This window comes from Ruegeria sp. AM4 (assembly GCF_056540665.1).
In genome coordinates this window covers 43,102-57,893 of record NZ_JBQFXD010000019.1, presented here as the reverse complement: position 1 = coordinate 57,893, position 14,792 = coordinate 43,102, and the positions used below count along the sequence as shown (strand labels likewise).

Here is a 14,792-nt window from a genome sequence, read left to right as displayed (position 1 = left end):
CCGCTCTCGCCGAGTGGCGTCAACTTTGTTCCGGATAGGTTCGCGGTTCCCGCGGCACACTGAGACTGGTTCGAATTCGTCTGACAGCACCCCTCGTCTTTCATACCCATGAGGCGTTCGGAAAATCGAACTATGTCCATCGGGTCACTCCAGAAACTGCAAACCCACTATTGAGAATGAATCCATCCGCTACTGATCACAACCGCTTTCAATTTTCGTCCTTTGGTAAAGATCAGGCGCTCACAATAGCATGGCGAATATCCGGATCGATCCTGACAAGGCTTGAAAAACATATCTGGCCCGAACCTTGCTTGAGTGTATTCTTGTCACATTTTGGAGCTTTGGGGGGTTGAAGTGACTGATACAGCAGACTTTGAGATAATAGAACGCCAAGGATGGGCGGATACGTCTATTGCTAAAGGGTATGCCGACGGCTTTGAAATGGCGACGCGCCTGGTTGCCAGAAAGCTTGCAGACGGAGTCGCTGCTGGGCCGAATTGTAAAGCTCTTGATCTGTGCACCGGACGCGGTGTCGTGGCAGCAGAGCTTGTGGCCCGCGGCTCGGATGTAACGGGCTTGGATTTCTCTGAACCGATGATTGAGCTTGCCCAATCAGCTGTTCCAACGGCGCGGTTCGTTCAGGGTGATGCAATGGCAATGGAGTTTCCAGATCACACCTTTGATGCGGTCACAATCGGGTTTGGCGTCCCACATTTTCCAGACCCCGAACGCGGTCTGAGAGAAGTAAACAGAGTGCTGAAACCCGGCGGTAGAGTTGCCTTCTCGATTTGGCGTGGCAAAGGATCAGATGGTGCGTTTGGCTGGCTGTTCGATGCTGTTGAACGCCTGGCCGACCCATCCATCTCTCTGCCTGCGGGCCCGGATGCGCACATGCTCGTCGACAGCGGAATTGCCAAACCAATGGTCGAAGATGCAGGTTTCCACAATGTGCAGCTTATCGATGTTGCAAGCGAATTGTGCCTTTCAGATCCTAAAATGCTATTTGATATTTTGATGGGGGTTCAGTGCGTGCGGCATCGCTCCTCAAGCGCCAGCCGAAAGAACGGCGTGATGCAATACGTGCGGATTTGGCAACGCGCGTTCTGGCGGAAGCAAACAAAGACATTCGAGGTTACTTTGTGCCTGCCCCTTCAGTTGTTATCACTGCTTCGTCCCAAGCCTGAGCTGCTTCGCTGTAGATCGATTTCGCAGGATGATACTTGGAGGGGTCGTCCATTGATGCCGCATGGACGTAGATGCAGTCACTCATCCGTTCACTTCTACGGATCAGCGGTGAGCCACAGTTCGGACAAAACCCGCTAAAGGTCGACAGCCCTGATCTTCCTGCCATTTCAAATGTTTTGAGCGCATCACCAATCGAAACAGATTTGGCCACAAGTGGCACCATCTCTGAATGTCCCGAGCCGGTGAGCTGCTGGCAATCTCGGCAGTGACATCGAAACATCGGAAGGTCAGAGCGAATTCCAGAATATCGCACCAGCCCACATTTGCAGCCGCCTTCGATCTTATCACTCATGTCTTCTCCTCCACCTAGAAAGGATAGAACGGCCGGTCCTTTGTGTCAGCTTGAACCTGCCGCTGCGAGGTAACGAGGACCGGCTATCGGTTAGAACGGTACAGCCACGCTTGTTCAGAATCTCTGGCGGTTCGCGCCTAGATATGCCTAGCCGATACAGCAAATGCAGAAAGCGTCCGAACGGACAAGTAAACGCCTCAGTTTTGCAGAAGATCTGATCATTGTTATTGTGGATGCGGAGTAATGCCGGTGTTCGAGGGGTGCAAAATGGCGCGGAGACTTCCAGGCGAGGGTGACAAGAAATTTTTGGTTTATGCAGGTACAGGTACGGACCTGATCTTTAATCACGGTATCGAGCTTCCGGGTTTTGCGTCGTTTCCCTTGCTGGAGAAGCCTGACACCCGGGCTGTTCTGGCCGGACAAATGCAAGCGCTCGTGCAATTGGCCGACGATATGGGTGTTGGGTGCATTCTCGACGCACCGACATGGATGGCCAATACCGACCGTGCTGCACCTTTGGGCTACGATGCTGAACGTCTTCGTGAGGTAAACAAGGATGGTGTCGCACTGATGGAGGAGGTGCGCAAGACTTCTGGTCGGGATGACGTTTTGGTTTCCGCCTGCGTTGGTCCAAGATACGATCCTTACGCTGACATCCCGTCCATGACAGTTGAACAGGCGCGTAGTTACCACGGTGCGCAACTTGCTGTTCTGAAAGAAACCAGTGTTGATCTGGTGACCGCGTACACGTTCAACCGCCTAAGCGAGGCTGCTGGCTGTGTTCTGGCTGCAAGAGATATTGGTTTACCCATCATTTTGTCATTGGTCGTCGAAACCGATGGCTGTTTGGCTGACGGCACTAAGCTTGTTGATGCCATAGATCAGATCGAAGCAGAAACTGACGGCGCGGCTCAGTTCTACATGGTCAACTGCGCACACCCGACGCACTTTGCCGACGCGCTCAACGCGCATCCAAGGCTCAAAGGTGTTGTTGCCAATGCATCAAGTTGTTCGCACGCAGAACTGGATGAGGCCGGTACCTTGGATGAAGGAGATCCCGTGCAGCTCGGCAAAGAAATTGCGGATGTCATGCGGGAAAACCCGTCGATCCGGGTGTTTGGCGGTTGCTGCGGTACGGATATGCGACACCTAAGGGAAATGGCTTTGGAGGTAGATCGCGGATAGCGCTGCTGTTTTATTTACGGCGGCGTATCACCGTATGGTTGAAGCTTGATGATAGGCTTTAACGGGAAAAACAGTGATCCGAGAAGTAATTCCGATGAAATGCTGGCGAAGCGTCATGACAGGTGCTTGACTTTGCTTTTATAGACCGTGGACCAAACGTGTTCTACCGTCTCGATCACGCAACTCAATTTGAGAAGCTCAACTGACACCTTCAGGATGGAGACTGACGATGTTTGCTGGGAGGATGACAAGCTTTCGCACTCACATGAAAGAAGCCGGAATCGACGTTGCTCTCATCACCGATGACGACAACGTTTATTATCTGACGGGCTATTATGACTACCTGCATATGGAGTTCGGGCGTCCAACCATCCTGATTGTGCACCGATCAGGCGAAAGCCTGCTGATCACGCCGACAATAGACCTGAACGCGGCACGTTCGGCGGCTCATGTTGATCGTATCGCGGCCTGGAATGACGGTATGGGCGAAGAGTGGAGATCGGAACTGCCTAAAGCGGTCAAAATGGCAAAGCGCGTCGGGATCGAGCCTGATCACATGCCGCCTGCTGTGCGGACATATCTGGAAACGTTGGTCCCGGTGGAAAACCTGGTCAGCGCCACACCGATATTGGCTGATATGCGAATGATAAAATCCGCCCAGGAACTCCAATTGGCGCGGCATGCCGGGCAGGTGGCAAGCGCTATGATGGACGCCGGGCGCGACGCCATAGCAGATGGAGTGCCGGAGTTCGAAGTTGCGCTTGCCACATCCCAGGCCGGAACACGAAAGGCCGCCGAGCTTTTAGTGGCGCATTACGATGACGCGGACATGTCGCCCAACACTCATTTTCTGCAAATAATGGCGTCGGGCGACACCATCACCAAAACCCATCATCGCGCCTCAACCCGGATCATGAAACGAGGCGAGCCGGTGTTTTTGTGCTTTTGCGGCATGACCAATTTTCACCGCTTCAAACTGGGTTTTGACCGCACCTTTTGGATTGGTGAGGTGGCGGACAAACAACAAGAGAATATCTATGAGGTTGCCGTGGCAAGTCAGGCCGCCGCACTGGCAGAGCTGCGCCCAGGTGTGACCGCCGAAAGTGTGCATACCGCCTATGCCGAGGTTATCCAGGGGGCGGGTTTTGAATACCCGTTCCGGTGTGGTCGCGCGACCGGCTATAGCTTTTTGGAGAAACCACAGCTCGTCACCGGCGACACGACAGTGTTGCAGCCAGGGATGGTTTTCGCTGTTGATGGTTCAGTGTCAGTCGATACATTTCGTGCGCAGGTTGGCGACAGTTTCATAATCACCGAAGATGGTTGGGAGGCAATAACGGAACATCCAAAGTCCTTGGATGCCGTTATCCTTTGACCTTCTGACCAACGCAGTCTTTTGAATGCATTGGCGTGGCGAGCGCCTGAAATGGCGAGCCGGGTCTTAGGATTTTGTAAGTTTTGCTCCACGAGCTCGCGATTGCGTTGCATCTTTAGGCATCCGCAACGCGATAAGGTGCGCGAAGTTGGAAGCACCTCCGGCACCTTCGATAGCGCAGATTCAGAGGTAAATAAGCCACTTTGGGACCCGGCAATTGGAATGTATAACTGGCAGTGCATTGGAGAAGAAGGCGTGGCGGAAAACTTGCGTTAACAGCCATTGTTCGATTGGGGGTAGATGGAAAATGAGTGATGATTCTGAAACCTACCAAGGAATCTGCTATTGCGGCGCATGTAGTGTTTCTACTGTCGGTGAGCCGATGGTCATGGCATATTGTCATTGCCACTCTTGCAGAAAATGGCATTCGGCGCCGGTCAATGCCTGGTGTCTCTGGTCGGCTGACAATGTCTCGTTGTCAGGACCGACGGTTCAATCGGACAAGAATGATGAAAGCCATCGAGTTTCCTGCGGCAAATGCGGGGGTGCATTGGTGAATATCAAACCCGGAAAGGAAATCGTCGCGGTCTACGCAATGTCGCTGGCCGAATCCGGTTTGAGCTTTGAGCCGACCTTTCACATGTTCTACGGAGAGCGTGTTTTCGACATGGCCGATGGCCTGCCGAAATGGCAGACGGTCCCGACATCATTCGGTGGGGATGGGGTTGCTGTGGCTGAACCGGCTAAAACCGGTTGGATTTCCTTGAACACACGAGCCGAAGGGTGAAACGCAAACTCACTTCGATCTTGGCGGCTGACATTGTCGGCTTCTCGCGGCTTGTGGAAGCCGCCGAGGAAGCGACGCTGGCCCGTCAGAAAGAACTGCGCGTGTCCGTGTTTGATCCCGGTGTTGCGCAGGCAGGTGGTAAGATCATCAAGTCAACGGGCGACGGATTTCTGGCCGAATTTTCAAGCGTTGTGGAAGCGGTACGGTTCGCGATAGCGGCGCAAGAAGCGGTTCGCGCAGACGAAGAATCCGTGCCTCAAGATCAGCAGATCAGTTACCGCATGGGCCTTCACATAGGCGATGTGGTTGTTGACGACGGTGATATCTATGGCGACGGTGTGAATCTCGCGGCTCGTTTAGAAGGCGCTGCCCCAACGGGCGGGATCTGCATCTCCGGGGCCGTCCGTGACCAGATCGTTGGCGTAATGGACGAGCTGTTCGCTGATGTCGGTGAGTTGACACTGAAAAACATCTCGCGCCCGATCCGCGCCTTTGTCTGGCCTCCCGACCAAGGTGGTGCACTGAACAGTGCCACCACACCGTCCATCGGGGTTACGTCCAAAAAACCAACGATAGCCCTCGCTGCGTTCGAAGCCCTCGGCACCAATGACGATGCTAAGATGCTGGCAGAGGCCTGCAATCACACCGTTGAGGCGGCGCTTGCCAATCTGACGGGATTGGATCTGATCGCTTTCGACGCGGACCCGGACCATATCGCTACGGCGGTGTTTCAGGCCTCTGGGAACCAGGTCCGCGCGACACTCAAGCTGCGTGAGTCGAGTACATCGGCAACCTACCTGACCCAGCGGATGAACGGTGATCTTTCCGATCCTTTCGTGGCAGAAGATCTGTTGTCAGGTGAAATCGCGACAACGATCCGATACGGAATTCTGCAGCGAATTGCTGAGCGCGCAGCGGAAACGGAGACAAACGACCCCGAGGCAATGCTGAACCTTGCGGCGCATTACATGATGGGATCGCAGCCCGAAGAATGGGAGGCGGCGGGCCGTCTGTTGGATAGGATCCTGACGGTCCAGCCCCGCAATTTCATGGCCGTTGGGATGAAGGCGAACACGTTGATTGGCGAATTGGTTTGGGGCTACCGTCCGATAAGCCCGGAGGATATCGAAGCCGCCGACGCTGGGTTGAGCAAGGCTGTATCGTTGAATGATCAAAGCGACTACCTGCACCTGATCCGGGGGATTTTTCACTACGGTATTACCGGCGATTTGGATGCGGCGGTGCGGTGTGTCGAACGTGGGTTCGAAATCAGTCCGCAGTTTGCCCAGGGACATATGGTACTGGGCTGGATTCAGAACCTGATGGGCCAACCAGAGTTAGCGCTGAACTCCATCAAAAAGGGCTCGTTTTCTCTGGCCAAGAACCGGATTTATCACCGCGTTCCACAAGCGTTGGCCCAGACTTATCTGGTTATGGGCGACTTCGAGAATGCCATCGCCAACGCCAACCGAGCGCTGCAGAATTCGCCGGGACTACCGGTCGCACAATTGTATCTTGCCAGCGCGGCTGGTCAGGCTGGTCTACCTGATCAAGGAGAACGGGCGCGGGATGCCCTATTGGCGTCCGATCCTAACTTCCGGATTAGCGGCGTGCGCAGGTTCCATTTTCAGGACCCCACACGTTGGGACGCAATCCTGGATGGGCTTCGTTTGGTGGGGCTGCCCGAATAGCTGCTCAACCGAGTAAGTGCTATGTGCTTTTTTTGCTGGATGCGATGATCGATTTCCAACTGCACGTGAAGTGCACATGATCCGGAAGGTTTAGGCCTATGGATGATCGAAACGGAGGCGAAAGTTATCGTAGGTATCGTTGGCCTGATGCCGGTGTCCGGCCCGCTTGTCGACACTCCGGGGATGGCGGGTGGAATTGAACCAACTATTGCAGTCGATCCAAGCTTCTGGGGACAAGGACTGGCGCGATTGGCTTTGTCCGCTGTGATTGAGCATGCTCGTGAAACTCTGGGTCTTTTCAAACTGGTTGCCGCAGTTGATGCGCCAAACGAAGCGTCTCACCATTTGCTGCGATCCTGTGGCTTCCAGGAGCGTGGCAGGTCCTCCGGCGTCGCGCATGAGTTAATACTCGACGTTCTCCCGTTGAAGCTCCCGGTAATGGGCTAGGCTCGGGATGACACCTGCAAGACCTTTTGTTTTCTTCGCCCTAACTAGCGTGGTGAGCATTCCTTTTTGAGGAATTGTCTGAGCGATACGCACGCCAGATTGACCTATGAAAAAAATATGAAATCTGGCCACTACATGATGTTTGACGATGTATTTGAGGCTCTGATCCGCATTTAACTTGGAAAAGCTTGGGTGTAGGCTTGGCGCAGCATTGGACTGCGCCGGCCGAAAAGCGAAGCAGACACCGCCGAACCAGGTAATTCCCATACTCCATAATCCGGTCCAAGTCGGTAGTCGCCAAGACGGGTCATTCCTAGGTCCTGACACACCTGAGCCCCGCCAGGCGAACAGCTAATTGAGCCCAGTCCATGCAAAACAATATCGCGACGAGCCAATTGCTCTAGGTATGTTACAAAGGACGACAACAACAAAGGCACTGCACTTTCGTGACCGCGGCTAACAATTAAGGCTGGGCAATAGCCGAAGTAAGTACCCGGCAGGATAGGTTGTCGTACGCGCTCGACGGATAGATTTGATTCACGCAGCCTACATGCGCGAAATTCGGCTTCATCTTCAGGGAAAAGCAATAACAGAGCCCATTTTGCGACCATCCGACCATCCCTGATAACCATTTGCCAATGATCGCCGTAGATTTGATAGATCGGCAGGAAAACTCTCTTATCAGCGGCCAACTCATCGGGTAATCGACCCAATTCCGTGTCCGCGGTTGAGATCATGTGGCAGATAGCCTCCCGGTAAGACCCGTTATAATGCCTGTCCACCAGCGCATCGTCCAGCAATTGGTACTTTGTATCGACAAATTTTTCCTTTCGCGCCTCCCAATCCAGCCGACAAGCTAGTATCTCGTCAATGCTCCACCCCAGCCTTTCCGACAATCTGTTCTCCAAGTCGCCTCGAATGAACGACAGCGAGCGTTCATATTTGCCGATTGCATCTACACTTACATCTAACAACGCTGCCAATGCCTCTTGTGTGATGCGACCGTGGGTGCCGTTGTCGAAACGCCAGCGTCGCAGCTTTTTAGCAAACAGAGAAGTTTGAACTGGCATACAGACCCACAAATGTTAGAGGACTTCGCGATTTAGCATGCCTGTTGAAGTCTATTGTGCCAAGGGACTTACGGATGACTTACGGGTAGTCCGGATCATGTCAGTGGTTGGTTAGTGATGAGTTGAGCAGGGTCGATCCATATCTTTAAAAAATGGAACCCTGCCAATGTCTCGACGTATCTCCTCGATTCCAGGTGCAACAGAACTTCTGTTTCCCTGGTTCTGGCCAAGAAAAGATATTCGTAAACCCGAACCGCGTTTCGACGAAGGCCATCCCGATCGTCGCAGCGGTGAACCTGGTCCTGCAGACAGGCCCGTCCGATGGTTTTCGTTCAACCGTTCAAATCGGTACTGAACCAGTCGCGATCTCAAACTCAATTGCACAATCTATGAGTTCGACGAGTCCTTGGCTTTGCGCCGGCGACGAATGTCTTGTATGGATGTCTCCTGCATAGCAGTGATAGACAACTGCATTATAGCGCATTGCGACGCCGGTGGAGCAGGAGCCATCAACCCCATCCTGAATGACGGGCCGCAACGCGGCATCGCGATGAAGGAACCAAGGGCCGGAAAGGGCCGGAGCCTTTTTGCATCAGGCATCCGTCATATGCCGGACCAGTGAGGTCAGCTGTCTGTCGCCGTAGCCATCGTCCCAAGCCGTTTTGGTGCGGTCATGCATCAACTGGATGAAATCAGCGGGTGCATTAAGTGAGAGATAGGTCTTCAACGCATCCTCTTGCGCCATCGCGTAAACCTTCAGGGAGGCTTCCGCACTGTCGTAATCCTCAAACGGAACAGTTCTGGCAAAGAGATCATGGTAGTCATTGACCAGTTTGATCGTGGTAGGGAGTTGGTCGGCATAAACCTGCATCGGGATGCCCGCTTTTTGGCAAACAAGTGCACCATAGATCATTCCGAACATGAACCCCTATCGAACCGTGAAGAGGCCGGCAAAGAGCGCGGCAAGTGCCGTTGGTTTCTCTCCAACATTGGCGGACTTTCTACCCAATTCTCTGATGATACTGCCATAGCGGTCCCAGGTTCCGGCACTGCCCACCGTAAGGATTGTGGTTTCGTCACCACCAATGCCGGAAGGGTAGGCATTGATCATGCCCAGCATGTAGCCAGCCCCCTATCCCTCAAGGATGGCGACCAGTTTATCGGCATCCAAGGTATCGCCCGTGCTCATGTCACAGATGGTCTTACCCTTTAGCGAGACGCTCAGCCCGTTGACCAGTTCAACAGTTTCCCTGTGGCTCTTGATACAGATGATGACAAAATCAGACGCCGCAATAGCATCATTCGGTGAAGAGCAGATCGTGGCTCCAGCCCCAGCAAAAACCTCTGCCTTTTCCGATGTGCGGTTCCAAACGCTGACTTCGTGGCCTGCCTTGAGCAAGCAATGCGCCAGTGCTGAGCCCATATTGCCCAGTCCCAAAACAGCAATTTTCATGATGTTTGCCTCCGGTGGTCGCCGATGAATTACTGCACCAGCATGCGCCGGCTTCGGGGGTTCACATAGTTGTAAATTTACCTATATTGTTAGATGATCTTACTTATGGATTGGCGCACGCTTCCCTCTTTGACATCTCTCAGAGCCTTCGCCGCCGCTGCCGAGTTTCGAAATCTGACCCGGGCGGCAGAGGCACTGAACGTGACGCATTCCGCAGTCAGCCAACAGATCCGAGTGCTCGAACAGCGTATCGGCACCCGGCTTATCACCCGTACCCGGCACGGTATTTCTCTGACATCGCAAGGCGATTTCCTGTCGGCTGGCCTGCTTGAAGCCTTCGCGCAAATGGCCTCCGTGACTGAGAGCGTGTCGAATGCAGAATCGGTTCGGCCGTTGGTAGTCAGCGCAACTCCGATGTTTTCAAGCGCGTTCCTCATGCCGCGTCTGTCGACGTTTATTGACGAATTTCCCAATATCGAATTGAGGATCGATTCAACGATCCAGGCTGTCGACCTCAAGCCGGGCGGAATCGATATGGCCATCCGATACGGAACGGGTCACTGGCAAGGGCTTGTCTCGCAGATGCTGCTGCCAGGCTGTCTGACGGTCGTCGCGTCCCGCGAACTAGTCGGAAACCGGGTGCTCACGAATCCTACAGAATTGCTTGATTTCACGCTTCTTCAGGAACAAGCGTCAGTCGAGTTTGACCTGTGGTTAGAAAAGGTCGGAGTTCCGACCGACGCCGACCGGAGAGTTGTCCGCGTACCGGGCAATATGCTGCTGGATGGCATCCGTCGCGGTGATGGTATCGGGGCGACGGTACCGGCTTTTGTTTCTGACGAGTTGAAGTCGGGACAACTCGTGGCGCTGTTCGACGATCCGATACCTCAGATCGGCTACTACCTTGTCACTTTGCCGGGCCCGGTTCGACCAGCGGCAAATCTGTTCATGCAGTGGCTCTCGAAATCAATTACCGAATACGAGAAAAGCCTTTTCCGATGGACGCCCTCTCACTTGCTGTAGGCAGAAAAGAGCACCGACTAGAGTCAAATTAGGTCTGACTTGCCGTATATGACTGTGCGTACAGTGCGCGAATTGGCGCCGGATATGGTCATGTTCCCGCAACTTGGCGTTCATAATCCACACCATCATACCAACCGAGCGATTTGGTGACGTTCAGGTTGTCGTCTAAGTCCCATTCTTCCCAGCCCGAGAAACGAACATGGTTACCAGTCTCTTTATGATGGCCTTCGAAAGTCCACGCATAGACCATGTGGTGATCGGCGACGAGAACCGTGTCGAGGTTAAGAACGAGGTCAGGGAAGTCAGCCATAAATCCCGCCGCCATGTCGCCAATCTCCGTCCGGCTCTCCATTGGGTCGCCACCGTTCATTATCATGATTGTATGTTCAGCATATCTTCCTGCGACATCGTCAGGTGCCCGGTTTGTCCAAGCAGCGCAATGATCTTGAGCTATGCGACGGGCGGTTTGTACATCAGGTGTCATCTATATCTACATGTCCTAAAAATCGCGAAAATACATGGTTGCAGAAACGTTAGTCGGGTCTCTGAAAGCAATCAAGTTTGCTTAACAGCGCTTCTCAACGATGGCAGGTTTGTTCGTCTCACGGCCATCCGCTCATTGAAATTACTGCGTTTTGAACGAACGGCAGTTCTCGGAAGGTCGATGGGTGGACTCTGAGAGAAATCTAATGCCGGCTGTGGGCCGTCCACACCTAAGCAAGGTGGGGCCATCGAAAATATGACGCGATCGCTCCGACGTCAGCAAGGAAGCCATAATGACAGGTGCTGCGAGAGGCATGAATGGCGGAAACACGTGCATAGTAACACTTGCAAAGTTCAGACGTATTCCCGATTGTGGACATCTGCGTCGATTGCGGCAAGCGGAATGCCGGATGCTCTGAGTTAAAGTAGTCTGTAGTACTGTCACAGCCTGCCTTGCGCAGCCTTTGTCGCGACAGTCATTCCAATTCAGCCATTCAAATCTTGGTTTCCGGGACCCCTAGTCTGCGTAAGTCATCCAGCCATCGGTTGAGGTAATCGTCACTCTCGAACGGCGCATTCCTTGCCTCTTCGATGCTGTAGCTAGGGTTGTCTTCCAAAAATTGGTCGATCATCGTTTTCGCTTCCTCTTCTCGCCCCAACCGCAAGAGTATCGGCGCAAGTGTGCGCCTTAGGCGATCGGGGACCTCGTTCATCTTTTCGATCGAAGCAAGTGCGCCTGCGTAATCCTCCGCAAAATACTGTGCCCATCCCAGATTCCACAGATACCAATCGGGATGATGCGGGTTGATGCGAATGGCCGAAAGCATCCGTTCAACGGCTTCATCGGCGCGTCCGCTATAGACCAGCGGGTCAGTTGAGTTCACGAGGGTTCCTGCAGAGTTCGGATTTAGAGAGATAGCCTTGTCATACAGCGTCAACGCCCGGTCGAGATCGCCGCTATACATCGTCACATAAGCCAGAACGGCGTAGCCGGCGAAATCGAGTGGTTCCAGATCAATTGCCTTTCTGGCCATTTCAAAGGCAAGATCGAGCGATTCTTCGCGTGAAAGGTCTTCGCTCCAGCCAAAGCGGTAACCAAAGGAATGAGCCCAGGCAAGTTCGGCATATGCGCCCGCGAAGTTTGGATCTAGCGCAATTGCTTGCTCACTCAGTCGCTGGGCTTGAATATTGTCCATCTTGCTGAATCTAAGCGAGTGTTTTTCAGCGCGTCTGGAGAGTTCATAGGCCCCGAGGCTGTCAGTGGGCTGGTGCTTTAACCGGTCATACTCCGCGAGATCGATACTGGTACTCAAAGTCGAAGCGACGGTACGGGTAATCTCATCTTGAACGTCAAATATGTCTTGCAGATCGCGGTCATATTGATCGGCCCAGAGATGCTTGCCTGTAGTGGCATCGACTAGTTGTGCGTTTGCGCGCAAGCGTTCCCCTGCGATCTGAACACTGCCTTCGACGATGTATCTCACGCCAAGTTCCTGCGCGATCTGCTGCACCTCTGCGGGCTTGTCCTTGTATGAAAAGGTCGAATTGCGCGCGATGACAAAAAAGTCGGAGAACCGGGACAGCGCCGTCAGGATGCTCTCACTCAGGCCATCGCTCAGGTAATCCTGGCTCGGATCGTTGTTGAGATTGTCGAAAGCCATAACCGCGATGGACGGCTTGCCAGACACAGGCAAATACTGGTCGCCGTTGACGGAAGATATCGCATCCGGGCTCCAAGGCTGCCACCATGCCATGACGCCCAAGAACAGGGCGAGCCCGACGCCGATGGCAACTACCAACCGACGTTGTGAAGGCTTTTCTGCAGTCCTCACGATGGGTGATACTAAAGTCGTGGCCTTTTCATCAAGCGCCAGCCTGAACACGTGCAGTGGGTCTGCCATGTTCTTGACCTGATGCATCCCCGTATCTTCAATGGTGAGGTCAAGTTTGTCCTTAACCTGATCGAAGACGTTGAACGACATGCAGATGCCGCACGGTTCGGCCAAGCTTTCCAGTCGAGCGGCGATGTTGACGCCGTCGCCTTGAATGTCGTCCTGATCAACCACGATGTCGCCGACATTGAGCCCTATCCGGTATCGAACCTGAGCGTCGTCCGGTAGGCCTATGTTCTCGATCCCGACATAATGCTGCATTTCGACTGCACATCGAACGGCCTCGACGGCGCTTGCGAATTCGATCAGCAACCCGTCACCCATCAACTTCACAATGCGTCCGCTACGCGCCGATACAATTGGCTCGAATAGACGTTCGCGATGCGTTTTGACGATCTCCAGAGTACCGGCTTCATTATTGCGGATGAGACGGCTGTAGCCAACAACGTCGGCGGCAAGTATCGCGGCGAGGCGGCGTTCCAATTTCCTACCTCCAAAGGTTGAAGACAGGCTAGGCAGAAAGCTACAACTAATCCAGAAACTTTATGACCGTTGATACGTGCCCCTAAAGCAACCTTTGTCAGAGCCACTGCTGGTGAGCCTCCCTCACTGAAGTGGTCCTCCGCTATGTTTAGGAAAATGGAGGAAACCGATGGCAAACAAGCGACCGAAGCCGGAAGAGATTGTCACGAAGTTACGGCAGGTTGAGGTTCTGACGGGGCAAGGTATGCCGCGTCTTGATGCGATCCGGCAGATTGGGGTGACTGAACAAACGTTCTACCGCTGGAAAAAGAAGTACGGTGGAATGGGCACGGACCAATTGAAGGAACTGAAGCGTCTGCAGAAAGAGAACGAGCGGCTGCGCAAGGCTGTTTCTGATCTGACGCTGGACAAGCTTATCTTGGCGGAAGCAGCAAAGGGAAACTTCTAAGCCCCGCTCGTCGCCGTGCCTGCATTGATCGTGTCCGGAGTGAGCTGAATATCTCAGAACGTCGTGCTTGCCGCGTTCTGAGGCAACACCGATCCACACAGCGCAAGGTACCGGTTGGTCGTGCTGATGAAGAACGATTGGTGGCCGACATGATCGAACTGACCCGACAATTTGGCCGATACGGCTATCGTTGGATCGCGGCGCTGCTGAGAGATGCTGGTTGGCATGTGAATGACAAACGGATCGAAAGGCTGTGGCGGCGAGAGGGGCTGAAAGTGCCTATGAAACAACCCAAGAAAGGGCGGCTCTGGCTCAATGACGGATCGTGCGTTCGGTTGCGGCCTGAACACGGGAAACACGTTTGGTCATATGACTTCGTGCATTGCCGCACTGATGACGGAAAGGCGTTCCGCACGCTCAACATCATCGATGAGTACAGCCGAGAATGCTTGGCGATCCGCGTCGACAGGAAGCTGAACTCGGGCAACGTCATCGATGCCTTGAGCGACCTGTTCATCCTGCGCGGCATCCCGTCGTTCATTCGGTCTGACAATGGCCCGGAGTTCGTCGCACAAGCCGTGCAGGATTGGATCAAAGCCGTCGGTGCAAAGACGGCTTACATCGAACCAGGGTCGCCTTGGGAGAACGGATATTGCGAAAGCTTCAATGCCAGGCTCCGTGACGAGTTCCTGAACGGTGAAACCTTCTATAGCCTGCGAGAAGCCTAAATCCTGATCGAAGAATGGAGGAAACACTACAACACCAAACGACCCCATAGTGCTCTGGGATATCGCCCTCCGGCTCCTGAAACCATCGTCCAGATGGACCAGAGACCGGTCATGCACTAACTTTCAAATTGGACCACTCAAGTGGGGCTGATCAGGACCAATCATGCACTAACAATCAACCCGGACCAGT

The 14,792-nt window shown here is 53.8% G+C and carries 12 protein-coding genes and 3 pseudogenes; 8 read left to right on the top strand and 7 right to left on the bottom strand.

Translation table 11 applies throughout. The features are described from left to right. Window positions 1-441 precede the first annotated feature (441 nt). Window positions 442-777: pseudogene (locus ACR0JA_RS22485) on the top strand (methyltransferase domain-containing protein); the annotation flags it as partial. Window positions 778-1,132: 355 nt separating this feature from the next. Here the strand turns inward: ACR0JA_RS22485 and ACR0JA_RS22480 are convergent. Then, window positions 1,133-1,465, bottom strand: coding sequence for a GFA family protein (locus ACR0JA_RS22480; protein WP_480579858.1), 333 nt, complete (start codon window positions 1,463-1,465; stop codon window positions 1,133-1,135). A gap of 339 nt (window positions 1,466-1,804) precedes the next feature. On the opposite strand from ACR0JA_RS22480, the gene ACR0JA_RS22475 reads away from it, so the two are divergent. The 5 genes and pseudogenes from ACR0JA_RS22475 to ACR0JA_RS22455 form a co-directional block, all read left to right on the top strand. After that, window positions 1,805-2,722, top strand: a complete 918-nt coding sequence (locus tag ACR0JA_RS22475; RefSeq protein ID WP_480579850.1) for a homocysteine S-methyltransferase family protein — start codon at window positions 1,805-1,807, stop codon at window positions 2,720-2,722. Window positions 2,723-2,951: 229 nt separating this feature from the next. Next, window positions 2,952-4,097: a M24 family metallopeptidase gene (locus ACR0JA_RS22470; protein ID WP_480579848.1), complete on the top strand. Its 1,146-nt coding sequence runs from the start codon at window positions 2,952-2,954 to the stop codon at window positions 4,095-4,097. Between the two features lie 307 nt (window positions 4,098-4,404). Beyond that, the gene (locus tag ACR0JA_RS22465) at window positions 4,405-4,884 is read left to right on the top strand and encodes a GFA family protein (RefSeq protein ID WP_480579846.1); all 480 of its coding nucleotides are present in this window, start codon (window positions 4,405-4,407) and stop codon (window positions 4,882-4,884) included. After that, window positions 4,881-6,575 carry an adenylate/guanylate cyclase domain-containing protein gene (locus ACR0JA_RS22460; RefSeq protein WP_480579844.1) on the top strand — a complete coding sequence of 565 codons (1,695 nt, stop codon included), beginning with the start codon at window positions 4,881-4,883 and terminating at the stop codon, window positions 6,573-6,575. The genes ACR0JA_RS22465 and ACR0JA_RS22460 overlap by 4 nt, the downstream gene beginning before the upstream one ends. Before the next feature lie 90 nt (window positions 6,576-6,665). After that, window positions 6,666-7,022: pseudogene (locus ACR0JA_RS22455) on the top strand (GNAT family N-acetyltransferase); the annotation flags it as partial. Window positions 7,023-7,195: 173 nt separating this feature from the next. Here ACR0JA_RS22455 and ACR0JA_RS22450 read toward each other — a convergent pair. From ACR0JA_RS22450 to ACR0JA_RS22435, 4 genes are all read right to left on the bottom strand, one after another. After that, a complete protein-coding gene (locus tag ACR0JA_RS22450) occupies window positions 7,196-8,092 on the bottom strand; it encodes a helix-turn-helix domain-containing protein (RefSeq protein ID WP_480579842.1) in 897 nt (298 codons plus the stop codon). 592 nt (window positions 8,093-8,684) lie between these two features. Then, window positions 8,685-9,014, bottom strand: coding sequence for a hypothetical protein (locus ACR0JA_RS22445; protein ID WP_480579840.1), 330 nt, complete (start codon window positions 9,012-9,014; stop codon window positions 8,685-8,687). A 6-nt stretch (window positions 9,015-9,020) separates the two neighbouring features. Beyond that, complete coding sequence (locus ACR0JA_RS22440) at window positions 9,021-9,212, bottom strand: hypothetical protein (RefSeq protein ID WP_480579838.1); 192 nt, start codon at window positions 9,210-9,212, stop codon at window positions 9,021-9,023. Window positions 9,213-9,224: 12 nt separating this feature from the next. Continuing rightward, a complete protein-coding gene (locus ACR0JA_RS22435; RefSeq protein ID WP_480579836.1) occupies window positions 9,225-9,545 on the bottom strand; it encodes an NAD(P)-binding domain-containing protein in 321 nt (106 codons plus the stop codon). Between the two features lie 93 nt (window positions 9,546-9,638). Between ACR0JA_RS22435 and ACR0JA_RS22430 the strand changes: the two genes are divergently transcribed. Further along, the gene (locus ACR0JA_RS22430; RefSeq protein WP_480579834.1) at window positions 9,639-10,568 is read left to right on the top strand and encodes a LysR family transcriptional regulator; all 930 of its coding nucleotides are present in this window, start codon (window positions 9,639-9,641) and stop codon (window positions 10,566-10,568) included. 88 nt (window positions 10,569-10,656) lie between these two features. On the opposite strand, the gene ACR0JA_RS22425 is transcribed toward ACR0JA_RS22430, so the two are convergent. Together ACR0JA_RS22425 and ACR0JA_RS22420 are read right to left on the bottom strand one after the other, a co-directional pair. Next, window positions 10,657-11,052, bottom strand: coding sequence for a nuclear transport factor 2 family protein (locus ACR0JA_RS22425; protein WP_480579832.1), 396 nt, complete (start codon window positions 11,050-11,052; stop codon window positions 10,657-10,659). 493 nt (window positions 11,053-11,545) lie between these two features. After that, on the bottom strand, window positions 11,546-13,426 hold the full coding sequence (locus tag ACR0JA_RS22420; protein WP_480579830.1) for an adenylate/guanylate cyclase domain-containing protein: 1,881 nt from the start codon (window positions 13,424-13,426) through the stop codon (window positions 11,546-11,548). Window positions 13,427-13,595: 169 nt separating this feature from the next. On the opposite strand from ACR0JA_RS22420, the pseudogene ACR0JA_RS22415 reads away from it, so the two are divergent. Then, a pseudogene (locus ACR0JA_RS22415) lies at window positions 13,596-14,722 on the top strand (IS3 family transposase). Window positions 14,723-14,792 lie beyond the last annotated feature (70 nt).